We start from the raw sequence: 14819 nt of genomic DNA on the forward strand, positions 1-14819 counted from the left end.
AAGTTATGAAAAGAATAATAAATACAATATTAACAGTAGCAACGTTATCGACAGTAGGATTCACTCTGAATAGCTGTCAGGATGCATTAGATATTACTCAGGCTGGAGAGCTAAAACCTGAAGATGTATTTACTACTGTTGCTAATTTAAATGATGTCTTAAACGGATCTGTTTATGCGCAATTAGAACCCATTGAAGAAATATATTTTTCTGCAGTATTTACAGACGAAGTAAAGCCTGGACATGGTAGCGGAGGGCAAGAATATGAACTTCACAGACTTTTCTTAGATCCATCTTCTCCAGTTGTTAACTCATCTGCCTCTATAGGTGTTACTCCTCCAAGTTTTGGTATTTGGATGAATGAATATAGAGTAATTAATAGAATTAATAGATTACTTGAAGGTGCACAAAAGATTACTCCTAATACTGCTGCTGAAAAAGCACAGTATAATAGTATTATTGCACAAGCTAGAGCAATGAGAGCTTATTGCTACCTTCAATTAGAAGCGTATTTTGCTCCTGATATGAAAGATCCTAATGGTCTGGGAGTTATTTTAATAAAAGATGTTCCTGCTACAGATGCTAAATTACCAAGATCTAAAAATCAGGATGTATATGACTTTATTAATGCAGATTTAGATTATGCAAGAAGTATACTTACATACTCTGCTACAGCTCCTACAAGATACGCTGTAGGTAAAGCATTCGTAAACTCAGTTACTGCACGTTTTAACTTATATAGAGGTAACATGGCTTTAGCAAAACAATATGCTAAAGAAGTAATTGATAATTCAGGATTGACTTTAACTCCAGCTACTCCAAGTTCTATTCTTATTGATCCATTAAAGCCGGAATTAGGATATCAGCCTGTTGGAAATGTGCCTTGGTCTAATGCTTTTTATCCAAATGCCGGATCTTTTAATCCATATAAAAACATGTGGAATGATACACAAAGAGGAGAAATCATTTTCTCTCTTAACAGACTTGCATTAGGTGCTGGAGCTCCAATTGGTCCAAGATGGAACACAAACAGTTCTAGTATTTCAGGTAACCCAATGTGGAACTGGGGAAGAAATATTTACAATATGTTTACAAACAACGATATAAGAAAATATACTTATGTTGATCCTTCTTCTACGCCAAATGTAAACTGGAATCAGCCGAATGTAAACACACGTTTGGATAGATTAGTTGTTGATAAATACCCTGGTAAAACTGGTTCTGCAACAAGAAATGATATTAAGGTATTTAGACTATCTGAAATGTATTTCATTTTAGCTGAAGCTGAAGCTGCAACTGGAAACCTGGCAGCAGCACAAACGCTAATCCAGCAAGTAAGAAATGCTAGATACTTTGATGCCGTTCCTACTACACCTACTTATACAAGTACTCAGGTAGCGTATGCTGATATCTTAAAAGAGCGTAGAATTGAACTAGCATTGGAAGGACACCGTTACCTAGACTTAAAAAGGTTAGCTGTAGCAGCTGGTGTTTCTATGGATAGAAACGTTACTGATGATGTTATTCCTGCTAAGAATTTACCAAATGGTGATTACAGATATACTTTACCTATTCCAATTAAGGAAATATCTGCAAACCCTAATTGCGTACAAAACCCTGGTTATAACTAAAATATAATCATATTATACACAACCCCTGCTCAAAGCAGGGGTTTTTATTTGCTATTATTTCTTATTTTTGCTGTACAATAATGAATAATGAAGTACATACTTTTCATACTTACTTTCTTTGGCTTTGCTGCACACGCACAGGTTGTTAATACAGCGGATAATAATAAATCTCAGCAAAAACCGGAGGATACACTTGTCATAGACTCAGGAAAAAAAGACTCCTTAAAGATTTTTAAACCAACCATCAATGATTATCAATATCAGACTCAGTTCTCCGAGAGAAAAGTGTTTGATACGGTGATGACATTTGATAAAACCTATATATTTTCACAATATAACAATACAGACAACTTTGGTAGAGTACAACCAGCTAATATCGGGTCAGGATTTAATCCTTTAGTATTTGAAGTGAATGCTGAACAGAACCTTTCATTACTACCTTCCAATAAATCCTACATGATTCTGGGCGCAAATGATGTGAAATATTATGATGTAAAAACTCCGACAGCTGCATTTGTTTATCATAATGCAATGAGGAACGGGGCGGCTTTACGATCTACCTATACTCAAAATATTGGTAAAAGATTCAACTTTGCTTTAGAGTATATGGGACTTCGTTCACAAGGTCTTTACAGAAATGCTTTGTCTGCAAATAACAATACAATATTCTCAGGACACTATACCTCAAAAAGCGGAAACTATGAACTTTTTGCCCACTACATTCACCAAAACATAAATAACCAGGAAAACGGTGGTATTCTAGAGGATGATTTATTTCAATCAGGTAGTAGTGACTATAAAAACAGACAAAACGCTCAGGTCAATTTAGAGTCTAGCAGCTCACAGTTTGCTTACAGAAGATATTATCTAAGCCATCAGTTTACCCCTTTCAATTCAGAAAAATTTCCTTTCAGTATCAGACATACTATTTCTCATCAAGGAAATAAATATTACTATAACCAAGGAACATTAGAAGGATATTGGTATAAAGATCCTGTAGAATTAGTCAATGGATTTCCTTTAACAACAAAGAAATATTCAAGCAACTTCAGCAATACTTTAAGCTTGGTTTTTAACAATGAAAAATTCAAGTTGGATGCCGGAGTTCGTTATCAATCTATTAAACTGGGAATAAGAGACGTTGTTGCATTAAACGGAGTTCCTTTCCCTGAAGAACTTAAAGAAAACAGAATCGGTGCCGTAGGAAATCTGCAGGTAAAACTTTGGGATAAAATTCAATTGAATTCATTCTTAGAATTTTCAAATGGAAGTCAATTTAAAAGTTACCTTAAAACAACCAATAATCTGAAGTTTGAGCCAATAAAAGATTATTTTGTGAATGCAAAAGTAAACTTTCAAAGCGCTTATCCATCATTCAACTATTTGTTAAACACATCCGTTTACAACAAATTCAATTACTATCTTGAAGATGCAAAAAACCAATCCGTGATGGAACTTGGTGGAAGTATAAACCTAAAATGGTTTAAAACAGAAATCTTCGCCAACTATTTCAGAATAGACAATTACACTTATTTTGACAGTAATGCAGCTCCAAAACAGAGCGAAAGTTCATTGAATATTTCTCAGATTGGAGGAGACGCCACATTTAGCTATGGTAAATTCCATTTGAACACAAGATTGCACTTCCAGAATGCTTTGACGAATAAAAATCTTTTGCCAATGCCAAGCTTTATCGGAAGAGCTAACATTTTCTATCAAACATTGGCATTTAAAAAGGCAGCAGAAATCCAGGCTGGGGTAAAAATATATTACTTCTCTAAATTTGGTTCAAGAGATTATTCTCCTATCCTTAACGAATATCTTCTTCCAGATTCAAAAGCGTTCTCCATCGGAGGACAACCTATCGCCGATCTATATATTAATATGAAGGTTAAAAAGATGTTCTTTTTCATAGAAGGACAGCAGATAGGAACCTTTATTTCTCATAACAAAGCATATGCATTTCCACATTATCCGGTGTATGACTTCAGATTGAATATCGGAATTGTGTGGTATCTGTTCAACTAAAAACTATACAGGTTGAAAACAATTAATAAAATATCATTTAACGATATAGAAAGCATACCTCAATTGGTAAAAGATTTTCTGAATCAGACAATTGAGGGTTTTGAAAATAAAACATTTTCTCTAGATAATTTTAGTAATCAGATTTATCTGAAAAAAGATTCCTTTTCAAAAGAGCAAAGAAATATTTTATCAGACGCATTTGAGAAACAACTTGCAGGTCTTTCCCTTTCTTCAGAGCAAGAAGAGAATCTGGAAAATCTTAAGTTGCCCAATACATTCACTATCACAACAGGGCATCAGTTGAATTTGTTTTCAGGACCTGTTTTCTTTGTCTATAAAATATTGCAGACTATTAAAACATGTACCTATCTGAAAGAAAATTTCCCGGATTTCAATTTTGTTCCGGTGTATTGGATGGCTTCAGAAGATCATGATTTTGTAGAAATCAATCATTTTAAAACAGAGAATAATTACTACGAAACAAACGAAAAGTCTGGAGGTCCGGTAGGCAGAATTGAAATTAATGATACCTATTTTACCACAGAGTTTGAAAAAGAATTCAAAGATTCAGTTTTTGGGACAGAATTGATTTTAATGTTGAAAGAAGCTTATAAAGTAGGAAATACTTTAACCCAAGCTATTCAAATTCTGGTGAACCGTATTTTCTCTGAATTTGGACTTCTGATTCTTGATGGAGATTCAAAAGAACTTAAAGAACAGATAAAAGATGTTTTCAAAGACGAATTGCTTCATTTTAGCTTACAGAAAACATCAAAAGAAAAAGTAAACTTTCTGACTGAAAAATATGGAAAAGTTCAGGTGAACCCACGTGAAATTAATCTTTTCTATCTTTCAGAAACGAGAGACAGAATTGATTTCAACGGGCAAAAATATATTGTAGTAGATACAAATATTCAGTTTACAGAAGAAGAAATTCTCAGCGAGCTGGAAAATCACCCTGAAAGATTCAGTCCTAATGCGTTGATGCGTCCGGTATATCAGGAAAAAGTATTGCCCAATCTTGCATACATTGGTGGAAATGCGGAAATCATGTATTGGCTGGAACTTAAAGACTACTTTTCAAAAGTCAATATCCCTTTCCCAATCTTGATTCCAAGGAACTCGATGCTTTTCCTTAAAGAAAAAACATTAGGTAAAATTGAAAAGTTAGACCTTAAAATAGAAGATTTCTTTCAAAACTTTACTGTTATTACCAATCATAAAATTTTAGAAGATAATACGATTTTAAAATTATTAGAAGAGAAAGAACAACTTCTTATTAATAACTTCAATCAATTAAAAGTCTCTGCAGAAACTACCGAGAAATCCTTTGGAAATATGGTGAAAGCAGAAGAGGTAAGACAATTGAAATCATTCAAAAGAATGAAAAAACGTTTGCTTCATGCCGAAAAAATAAAGCAAAGTGAATTATTAGAAAGGCTTGAAAATCTGTTCATAGATGTTCACCCTTCCAAAACATGGCAGGAAAGAGTATATAACTTTAGTGTATTCTTTTCAGATTATGGGTATTCGTGGCTTGAAAATTGTTTGGAAGAGATGGTGGTTCAAGATTCCAAATTAATAATTGTTGCCATTTAATTTTAAAGAAGTATTTTTGTAAATTATAATTATCGAATATGATAAAGAGGTTTTTTATTCTATCCAGTTTATGTATGGTTTTGGGAGTTTCAGCCCAGAAATCACATACGGTTGTACAAGGCGATAACCCTTACAACATTGCAAAAAAGTATGGAATGACTGTAGATGAATTGCTGAAGCTAAACCCAAAGCACAAAGATGGTAAATTGGCTATCGGAGATGTTTTAACTATAAAATCAGAGAAGGCAGTAACTCCGGTTGTAACAAAAACTGTCGTAGCTGAAAAAGTAAATGCCACTGGTGGCGTTGCAGTAGGTAAAATCGTTTTACAACCAAAACAGACCATTTACGGAATCACAAAACAATACAGAATCTCTGAAACTGATTTAAGAAAACTGAATCCTGAACTGGATTCTCACATGAAAATCGGTGACGAAATTACTTTACCTCTTGCTAGCATCAAAAAATATGGTGATCAGCAAACGGTAGTTGCTCCTCCTAAACATGTAGAAGCTCCAGCTCCGGCTGAAAAAGTAGAAACAGCTACACCAGCAGGAGAAGGGGAAGCTTATGTGATTCAGGCTAAAGATAATTATTACAGAATTACTAAGCAGTTTGGTATCAGCCAACAGGATCTTTATGCTTTAAATCCAGGATTGGAAGAAAAAGGCTTAAAACCTGGGGATACCATTAAAATAAAAAGATCAAACCATAACGATACGGTTGTTGAAACAGCCAATCCAAAAGAAAAAATGGATTCAGGGAACGAAAAATCTTCCACTGTTTCCAATAATGTGGTCGTAGGAGATGATTACGTTACTTACACAGTGCAGCAAGGAGATACAGTATTCTCTATTGTGAATAAATTTGGAGTAAGTATTGATGAGTTAATCGCTCTTAACCCTGATCTTTCAAAAGGTTTAAAAGCCGGAATGGTTTTAAAGATCAAAAAACAGGACCCGGCTTATGTTAAGAAAAATGGAGATGCTTTAAGTGTTGTATTGATGCTTCCTTTCGGTTATAGTACCAATGAGACACAATATAGAACTATGGCTCTAGACTTTTTAACGGGTGCTAAACTTGCCATTGAGAGAAATGCAAGAGGCGGGCAGAAACTGGATGTTAAAATTGTAGATTCAGGAAATGAAGCTTCTTTCAAAAATTCTCTGACGCAGATCAATCCTGAAAATACAGACCTTATTATTGGTCCGTTCTTTAAATCTAACGTTATTGACGTTTTAGATTTCACTAAAAATCAAAAAATTCCTGTGGTAGCACCATTTGCAAATACACCGGAATTATATAACTATAGCAATTTGATTATCGTAGAAACGAACAATCAAACCTATGCAGATAAAATCGTAGAAGAAGTAAAAGCAGTATATTCAGATCAGAAGATATATGTAGTGGCAGATTCTAAAAAAGAAAATGCAAATTACATTAAATCAGGACTTGAAAAAGCTGTGAAAAACCCTAATATCGTGATTGTAAATTCCCCTGCGGAAATTCAGTTAGACCAAAATATGATGACAGGACAATCAGCTCCGGTTATTGCAATTTTGGCAAATGATGATATGGGAGATACCTTTGCAAACAAAATCATTAATCTTTCTAAAGAAGTACAAGGAGTAAAAGCATTCAGTATGTTCTATTCTCCGACTTTCGAAAAGAAAGTAGATGAGTTGAGCCAGGCAAGCTTGGTATACCTGATGGACAGAAAGATCAATACTGACGGTAATTTTGAAAAAGAGATTCTTGCAGCTTATAAAAACAAATACTGCAAAACACCACCAAAATATGCCATCGTAGGTTTTGACGTTGTTAATGATATGTTGACAAGAGAAAATAAAAAAGGAGAAATCTTTAAGCAAATGAATAAGGTTCAGACTCAGCTTGCAACAAAATTTGAGTTTGTAAAATCTAAAGCTAATGGAGCTTATGTCAACACAGGTTACAGAGTAATCAGACTAGTACCTTAATGATTTATCTTTGTTTCAAAGATTATTGTTAACATTATAATTATATTTGCATAATATTTAATTCAATACATGAAAGCACTTGTATTTCCAGGGCAGGGTTCTCAGTTCGTAGGAATGGGAAAAGAATTGTATGATTCTAGAAAAGATATTAAAGATCTGATGGAATCTGCCAATGAAATTTTAGGTTTCGACATTCTTTCCATTATGTTTAACGGAACAGATGCGGATCTTAAAAAAACAGAGGTTACCCAGCCTTCAATTTTTATACATTCAGTAGCAGCATTAAAAGCAGTAAACGGGCTTGGAGCTGAAATGGTAGCAGGACACTCTTTAGGAGAATTCTCTGCATTGGTAGCAAACGGCGTTTTATCTTTTGATGATGGTTTGAAATTAGTATCAGAAAGAGCTAAGGCGATGCAGGATGCTTGTGATGCAAATCCAAGCTCTATGGCGGCAATCCTAGGATTAGAAGACGCTAAAGTTGAAGAAATCTGTGCTCAGATCAGTGGAGTAGTAGTTCCGGCAAACTATAACTGTCCGGGACAATTGGTAATTTCAGGAGAAACTCCAGCAGTGGAGGAAGCTTGTGCTAAACTAAAAGAAGCAGGAGCAAAAAGAGCCTTATTGTTGCCTGTAAACGGAGCTTTCCATTCACCATTGATGCAGCCAGCACAGGAAAGATTAGCGGCAGCTATCGAAAAAACAAAATTCAGAAAGGCAACGATTCCTGTATATCAGAATATTACAACTACAGCTGTGACAAACCCTGATGAGATCAAACAAAATCTTATTGCTCAGCTTACAGGTCCTGTAAAATGGACACAATCTGTTCAGAATATGATTAAAGACGGTGCTTCTAATTTCGTAGAAGTTGGACCTGGAAAAACCCTTCAGGGATTAATCAAAAAAATTGACGGATCAGTAGATGCTACTTCTGCAATCTAATTAATAAAAAATATGAACGCGATATTTTCACCGGGCAAGCTTATGCTTACTTCAGAATATTTCGCAATAGATGGAGCTCTTGTCTTAGCGGTACCTACCAAGCTGGGACAAGAGTTTTTCTTTGAAGAAAAGGATGACCATCAATCCTTGATTTTCTGGGAAGCACTCCATCAAAACAAACCTTGGTTGAAAGCTGTCATCGATTATAAAAACTGGCAGATCCTTGAGACCAATATTCCTTCAAGCGCTGAATTCATTTTAAAGACATTAAAGAATGTTCAGCAGCTTTCTACTATTAAATTCAAAAATGATTTTACCTATCATTTAAAAACAAACCTTCAGTTTCCCGCAGACTTTGGTCTTGGAAGCAGTTCTACATTAATGAACAATCTTGCAGAATGGGCTGAAATTGATCCTTTCTATTTGAATACAATCAGTTTAGGAGGAAGCGGATATGATATTGCTGTTGCAAAAGAGAAGTCTGCAGTGCTTTTCCAGAGCAAACCTGAGATTAAATTTGAGAAGGTGGATTTTAATCCTTCATTTAAAAACGAATTAATTTTTATCCATTTAAACCAAAAGCAAGATAGCAGGGAGGGAATCAATCTTTACAAGTCGAAAAATAAATCTCCTGAGTTGATTAATGAATTTTCAGATATTACAAAGAAAATTTTATTATGCAACGAATTGGATAATTTTTCTCGGTTAATGGATGTTCATGAACAAAAAATTTCTGATTTTATTGAAATCCTTACAGTTAAAGAGAGGCTGTTCTCAGATTGCCCTTCTTTTGTCAAAAGTTTAGGTGCTTGGGGCGGAGATTTCGTGATGAGTGCTAAATTTGGGGGTTATAAAGACTATTTTTGGGAGAAAGGTTTTACTACCGTTTTTGAATGGTCAAATATAATTGATTTATAATCAATAATTTACAATCCTGTTTTTTTATTTGTCATTCTGACTTATATCAGTATATTTAAACCACCTTTAACAAATAATTAATATTATTTTTGTTGAAGTCAATAAAGAAATAGAAAATATAAGTAAAATGAAAAACACTAAAATCATCCAGGATTTAGAGAAATTAGGGATTAAAGGAAACTATGAAGTAGTGTATAATCCTTCTTATGAAGAATTATATCAGGCTGAAGTTTCTCCTGAAAATCAGGGGTTTGAGAAAGCGGAACTTACAGAATCGGGCGCGGTATCAGTAAAAACAGGAATTTTCACAGGTCGTTCACCTAAAGACAGATATATTGTTCAGGATGATGTTACAAGAGATACAATTTTCTGGGATGGTAAAGTAAATTTACCAACTACGCCGGAAATTTTCGGGTCTTGTAAAGAATTAGTGATGAGCCAGCTTTCTGAAGCTAAGAAAATCTATGTTGTAGATGCTTTCTGTGGAACGAACGCAGATACGAGACTTAAAGTAAGATTCATTGTGGAAGTAGCATGGCAGGCGCATTTTGTTACAAACATGTTCATCCGTCCTTCTCATTATGAGCTTGAGAACTTTGGAGAACCAGATTTCACTGTAATCAACGGATCTAAGACAACTAACCCGAACTGGGAAGCTCAAGGATTGAACTCTGAGAACTTTATTATGTTCAACCTTACAGAAAAACTACAGATCATCGGTGGTACTTGGTACGGAGGTGAAATGAAAAAAGGAATGTTTGCAATGATGAACTATTACCTTCCATTAAAAGGTATGGCTTCAATGCACTGTTCTGCGAACGTAGGAGAAAAAGGTGATGTAGCTTTATTCTTTGGTCTTTCAGGAACAGGAAAAACTACTTTGTCAGCAGATCCGAAAAGATACCTTATCGGTGATGACGAGCACGGTTGGGATAACAACGGAGTATTCAACTATGAAGGTGGATGCTATGCTAAAGTAATTGATTTATCAGAAGAAAAAGAACCGGATATTTTCAGAGCAATCAAGAGAGATGCACTTCTTGAAAACGTTGTTATTAACAATGGAGTAGCGGATTATACAGACGGATCTATCACTGAAAATACAAGAGTTTCTTATCCAATCTATCATATTAACAAAATTGTATTACCATCTAAGGCTGGTCATGCGAAAAAGATCGTTTACCTTTCAGCAGATGCATTCGGAGTACTTCCTCCGGTTTCTATCCTGAATGAAGATCAGGCGCAATACCACTTCCTTTGCGGTTATACATCTAAATTAGCAGGTACTGAAAGAGGAATTACTGAACCTCAGCCATCTTTCTCTCCGGCATTTGGTGAGGCGTTCCTTACATTACACCCAACAATGTACTCTAAGACATTGATCGGAAAAATGAAAGAGCACGGAGCTAAAGCTTATTTAGTAAACACAGGTTGGAATGGTACTGGAAAGAGAATTTCTCTAAAAGATACAAGAGCAATCATTGATGCTATCATCGACGGTTCTATTGATAACGCTCCTAAAACTCAGGTTCCAATTATGAATCTTGAAATTCCTACTGAACTTCCGAATGTTTCTAAAGGTATCCTTGATCCTAGAGATACTTATGAGAATACTTCAGAATGGGAAGAAAAAGCGAAAGATCTTGCTTCAAGATATATCAAGAACTTTGAACAGTATTGTGATACTGAAGAAGGCAAGAGATTAATTGCTTCAGGACCTCAATTACAAGAACAAACTATCTAATCAGATAATTATAAATAGAAAGCCTCATCAAAGATGAGGCTTTTTTTATTTTATATCTAGCTGATAACGATGCTTTTGCAGATATTTACGTTGCAAATGCACACATGAAAATAAAGATCTGCTTAATCTGTTAAATCTGCGAGTCAATAATATTATATCTTGTATAGAAAGTGACATTTGTTATTACTTCAAACTAATAATAGCCAACCTGTACCCATCCATCCCAAATCCGGATAAAACAGCATCAGTATTAGCGGCAGTTACAGACTTCTGTCTGAATTCTTCTCTTTTGTATATATTGCTGATATGAACCTCAACTTTAGGCTTTCTAATGTTTTTCAGACAATCTGCAATGGCATAAGAATAATGAGTGAAAGCTCCGGGGTTAATCACAACAGCATCAAAATCATCTTCCTGCAATCTATTAATAATTTCCCCTTCAATATTTGACTGGTAATATTGAATTTCATGAGATACAAATTCGGATTTTAAATTTTCCAAATAAGTTTCCATAGAAACAGTTCCATAGATTTCCGGTTCTCGGGTTCCTAACAGGTTAAGGTTAGGACCATTTATAATCAAAACTTTCATTCTATAAAATTAAAAAGTTTTTTTAATTAAAGGTTAAAAATATTGCTCAGTATGACGTTTGCTTCATTGAATTATTAATAATGATATTTGTCATGTTTAAGAAAGTGATAATTTTTGTAAGTCCTTATTTTAAGGGGTTTTAATATAATCTTATGTTAATTTTTGAAAATTTATCATGAAAAATAAATAAGTCTACTTGTTTTGTAGACTAAAAGTTTATAGCTTTGCAACCATATTTCGATCGGCTTATAAAGAAAGATGGAGGGAACTGACCCTGTGAAGTCTTAACAACCTGCTACGCGCAAGGTGTTACATTCAGCCTTTAAAGGAAAAATAAGCGTTTGGTTTATCGTATCAATCGATGCCCTTTGCTGACTTTTCTGCAAAGGGCAAAATTTTAATATATGATAAATAAAATTGATTATGATTAATAAAAAATTAATTAATTCTAAAATTTGGATACCACCTGTGGCAGCGTTTTTCTTAGGAATTGTAAGTGTTAGCGGGCAGAATTCCAAACCTAAAAAAGATACACTTAAAGAAAAAGAAATCGATGAAGTAGTGGTAGTTGCTTATGGTAAAGCTAAAAGAAATAGCTATACCGGTTCAGTGGCTACTATCTCTAGCGATAAAATTAATAACAGACCGGTAACCAATATTACAAAGGCATTGGACGGACAGGTTCCGGGTGTGCAAATCACAGGTGCTTCAGGGCAGCCAGGTGCTGTTTCTACCATCCGAATCAGAGGAGTTGGTTCTGTAAGTGCTTCAAGTGACCCTTTATATGTAGTAGACGGAATTCCTTTTGATGGAAACTTAAATGCAATAAGCCCAAGTGATATTGAATCTATCAGTGTACTGAAAGATGCTACAGCAAGTGCATTGTATGGTTCAAGAGGAGCAAACGGAATTATCATCATTACTACAAAATCGGGTAAAAAAGGTGAGGCTAAGGTAAATTTAAACATCAGTCAGGGATTCTCTAGCCGAGCAGTAAAAGATTACGAGCAGGTAAATACAGATCAATATTTCCAATTGTATTGGGAAGCGCTTAGAAATGGATATCAGTCTAAGCAGATTTCTGCACAACAGGCAGGGCAAATGGCTTCAGATAATCTTATTTACGGTCCGGGAGGGTTGTCTGTCAATCCTTATGGAGCTAATTATCCTAAACCAGTAGGACCAGACGGAAAATTATTACCGGGAGCAAAACCATTATGGAATGATGACTGGAGAGATATTTTACAAAGAGTAGCTTCCAGAAATCAGGTAGATTTAGATATTAGTGGCGGAAGTGAAAAAAGTAATTATTTCTTTTCATTGGGGTATCTGGATGATAAAGGAATGGCAATTGAATCCGGATTCAAAAGATATAATACCAGATTAAAAATCAATTCTGAAGTAAAAAGCTGGTTGAATGTTGGGGTGAACTTAAGTTATACCAACAGTATTCAGCAGGCACCTCCTTCATCAGATTCTAAAGCAAGTAATATCATTCATGCTGCAAGATCTATTCCTTCATTCTATCCTTATTACGAAAGAAATGATGATGGATCTTATGTATTGGATAAAGAAGGAAATAAAATCTATGATTTTGGAAAATACAGACCTACTGCTGCTCTTCAGAATCAGAATGCTGCTGCAAGTTTACCATTGGACAAAAATGAGAATAAAGAAGATAACTTCTCAGGAAAAGGTTTTATGGAACTTACTTTTCTTCCGGAATTGAAATTCAGATCTAGTTTCTCTGTAGATCTAGTGAATTATAATGGACATCTATATTCCAATCCGCTTTTAGGACAAGGCTCTGAAATCGGAGGTTCGGTGACAAGATCTAATAACAGAACGCTTTCTTATACGACAAGTAATATTTTGACTTACGATAAGAAATTTGGTAAACATCACGTTAATGTCTTAGCGGGACATGAATTTTATAAATACGATTACCAGACTATTTCAGGAACAAGAAATAATTTCTCTCTTCCTTATTACTATGAGCCGGATGCAGCTTCTTTATTGGTAAGCTTCAGTGGAAACAGTGATAAATTAAGCTTATTGAGTTTCCTTGGAAAAGTAGAGTATGATTATGCTAATAAATATTTTATATCAGCTTCAGGAAGAGCGGATGCTTCTTCAAGATTCTCTCCTGATAACAGATGGGGTAGATTCTGGTCAGTAGGAGGTTCATGGAAGATCTCCAATGAAGACTTTATTAAAGATCTTAACTTCTTTAACCTGTTAACATTACGTGCAAGTTATGGAGGACAAGGGAATGATAAACTGCTAAGACCAAACGGACAGCCACTTTACTATGCATATCAGGAATTATACAGAAACTTAAATCTTGCCGGAGAGCCGGGAACAACATTGGAGAAGGCAAGAACTGAAAATCTGAAATGGGAAACCAATCTTAACCTGAATGTAGGACTTGAATTCGCAATTCTTAATAATAGGATTAAAGGTAATATCGAATATTTCCAGAGAAAAAGTCAGGATCTTTTGTTTAACATGCCTGTAGCTCCATCTGTAGGGATTAGCGATTTTCCAGCGAATATCGGAACGATTAAAAATACGGGATTTGAGTTTTCATTATTTACAACCCCTATCAGAAATGATAATTTCCAATGGAATGTAGATTTGAACTTAAGTACTTTGAATAATACAATCACTAAGTTACCTGCGGGTTCTATAGTGTCAGGAACAACTAAACTATTAAGAGAAGGAGGTTCTGTATATGATTTCTTTATCCCGGAATGGGTGGGAGTAGACCCTACTAATGGAAATCCACTATGGAAGACTATTTATCAGGATGCTAATGGTAACTCAGTAGAAGGAACAACTTCAGAATACGGTAAAGCAGTAAAAACATTACAGGGATCTGCATTGCCAAAAGTAACGGGGGGAATCAGTACAAGTATTACGTATAAAAACTTTGATTTTTCAGGATTGCTGACATTTAAGATTGGTGGAAAAATCCTTGATACAGATTATACCTCAATCATGCATAACGGTAGCGCAGGAGGACGTTCATGGAGTGCTGAAATGCTGAACAGATGGACTCCGGAAAATCGTTACACAGATGTTCCTGCTTTAAGTACAACTACGAATAACTGGACGTCAACGTCTTCAAGATTTTTATATTCAGGAACCTATGCAAGGCTTAAAAATGTGAGCTTAGGATATACACTTCCATCTGATTATTTTGAAAAAATAGGACTTAAAAAGTTCAGAATTTATGTACAGGCAGAGAACCTTCTGACTTTCTATAAACATAAAGGAATGGATCCCGAGCAGGCATTGGACGGTACAACATACTACAGATATCCGGCAATGAGAACGATCACTTTTGGTCTTCAGGCAACTCTTTAATCTTTAAAATTGAAA

9 protein-coding genes and 1 riboswitch are annotated in these 14819 nt (G+C 34.9%); of the genes, 8 read left to right on the plus strand and 1 reads right to left on the minus strand.

Annotation, left to right across the window (positions count from 1 at the left end; all coding sequences use genetic code 11):
• Positions 1 to 5 precede the first annotated feature (5 nt).
• From BBI01_RS17075 to pckA, 7 genes are all read left to right on the plus strand, one after another.
• Complete coding sequence (locus BBI01_RS17075) at positions 6 to 1631, plus strand: RagB/SusD family nutrient uptake outer membrane protein (protein ID WP_065395848.1); 1626 nt, start codon at positions 6 to 8, stop codon at positions 1629 to 1631.
• Between the two features lie 87 nt (positions 1632 to 1718).
• Positions 1719 to 3659: a putative porin gene (locus tag BBI01_RS17080; protein ID WP_065395849.1), complete on the plus strand. Its 1941-nt coding sequence runs from the start codon at positions 1719 to 1721 to the stop codon at positions 3657 to 3659.
• A gap of 12 nt (positions 3660 to 3671) precedes the next feature.
• Positions 3672 to 5258, plus strand: a complete 1587-nt coding sequence (bshC, locus tag BBI01_RS17085; protein WP_065395850.1) for a bacillithiol biosynthesis cysteine-adding enzyme BshC — start codon at positions 3672 to 3674, stop codon at positions 5256 to 5258.
• Positions 5259 to 5296: 38 nt separating this feature from the next.
• Positions 5297 to 7237 carry a LysM peptidoglycan-binding domain-containing protein gene (locus BBI01_RS17090; RefSeq protein WP_065395851.1) on the plus strand — a complete coding sequence of 647 codons (1941 nt, stop codon included), beginning with the start codon at positions 5297 to 5299 and terminating at the stop codon, positions 7235 to 7237.
• Positions 7238 to 7306: 69 nt separating this feature from the next.
• The gene (fabD, locus tag BBI01_RS17095) at positions 7307 to 8182 is read left to right on the plus strand and encodes an ACP S-malonyltransferase (protein WP_065395852.1); all 876 of its coding nucleotides are present in this window, start codon (positions 7307 to 7309) and stop codon (positions 8180 to 8182) included.
• A 12-nt stretch (positions 8183 to 8194) separates the two neighbouring features.
• Positions 8195 to 9100 (plus strand): GYDIA family GHMP kinase, encoded by a 906-nt coding sequence (locus BBI01_RS17100; RefSeq protein WP_065395853.1) that lies wholly within the window; start codon positions 8195 to 8197, stop codon positions 9098 to 9100.
• A 127-nt stretch (positions 9101 to 9227) separates the two neighbouring features.
• The gene (gene pckA, locus BBI01_RS17105) at positions 9228 to 10844 is read left to right on the plus strand and encodes a phosphoenolpyruvate carboxykinase (ATP) (protein ID WP_065395854.1); all 1617 of its coding nucleotides are present in this window, start codon (positions 9228 to 9230) and stop codon (positions 10842 to 10844) included.
• A gap of 183 nt (positions 10845 to 11027) precedes the next feature.
• Here pckA and BBI01_RS17110 read toward each other — a convergent pair whose 3' ends face one another.
• The gene (locus tag BBI01_RS17110) at positions 11028 to 11435 is read right to left on the minus strand and encodes a type II 3-dehydroquinate dehydratase (RefSeq protein WP_065395855.1); all 408 of its coding nucleotides are present in this window, start codon (positions 11433 to 11435) and stop codon (positions 11028 to 11030) included.
• Between the two features lie 243 nt (positions 11436 to 11678).
• A riboswitch (SAM riboswitch) is annotated at positions 11679 to 11775 on the plus strand.
• A gap of 83 nt (positions 11776 to 11858) precedes the next feature.
• Between BBI01_RS17110 and BBI01_RS17115 the strand changes: the two genes are divergently transcribed.
• The gene (locus tag BBI01_RS17115; RefSeq protein WP_065395856.1) at positions 11859 to 14804 is read left to right on the plus strand and encodes a SusC/RagA family TonB-linked outer membrane protein; all 2946 of its coding nucleotides are present in this window, start codon (positions 11859 to 11861) and stop codon (positions 14802 to 14804) included.
• The last annotated feature ends 15 nt before the right edge of the window (positions 14805 to 14819 follow it).

It is taken from the genome of Chryseobacterium artocarpi (assembly GCF_001684975.1).
GTDB lineage: Bacteria > Bacteroidota > Bacteroidia > Flavobacteriales > Weeksellaceae > Chryseobacterium > Chryseobacterium artocarpi.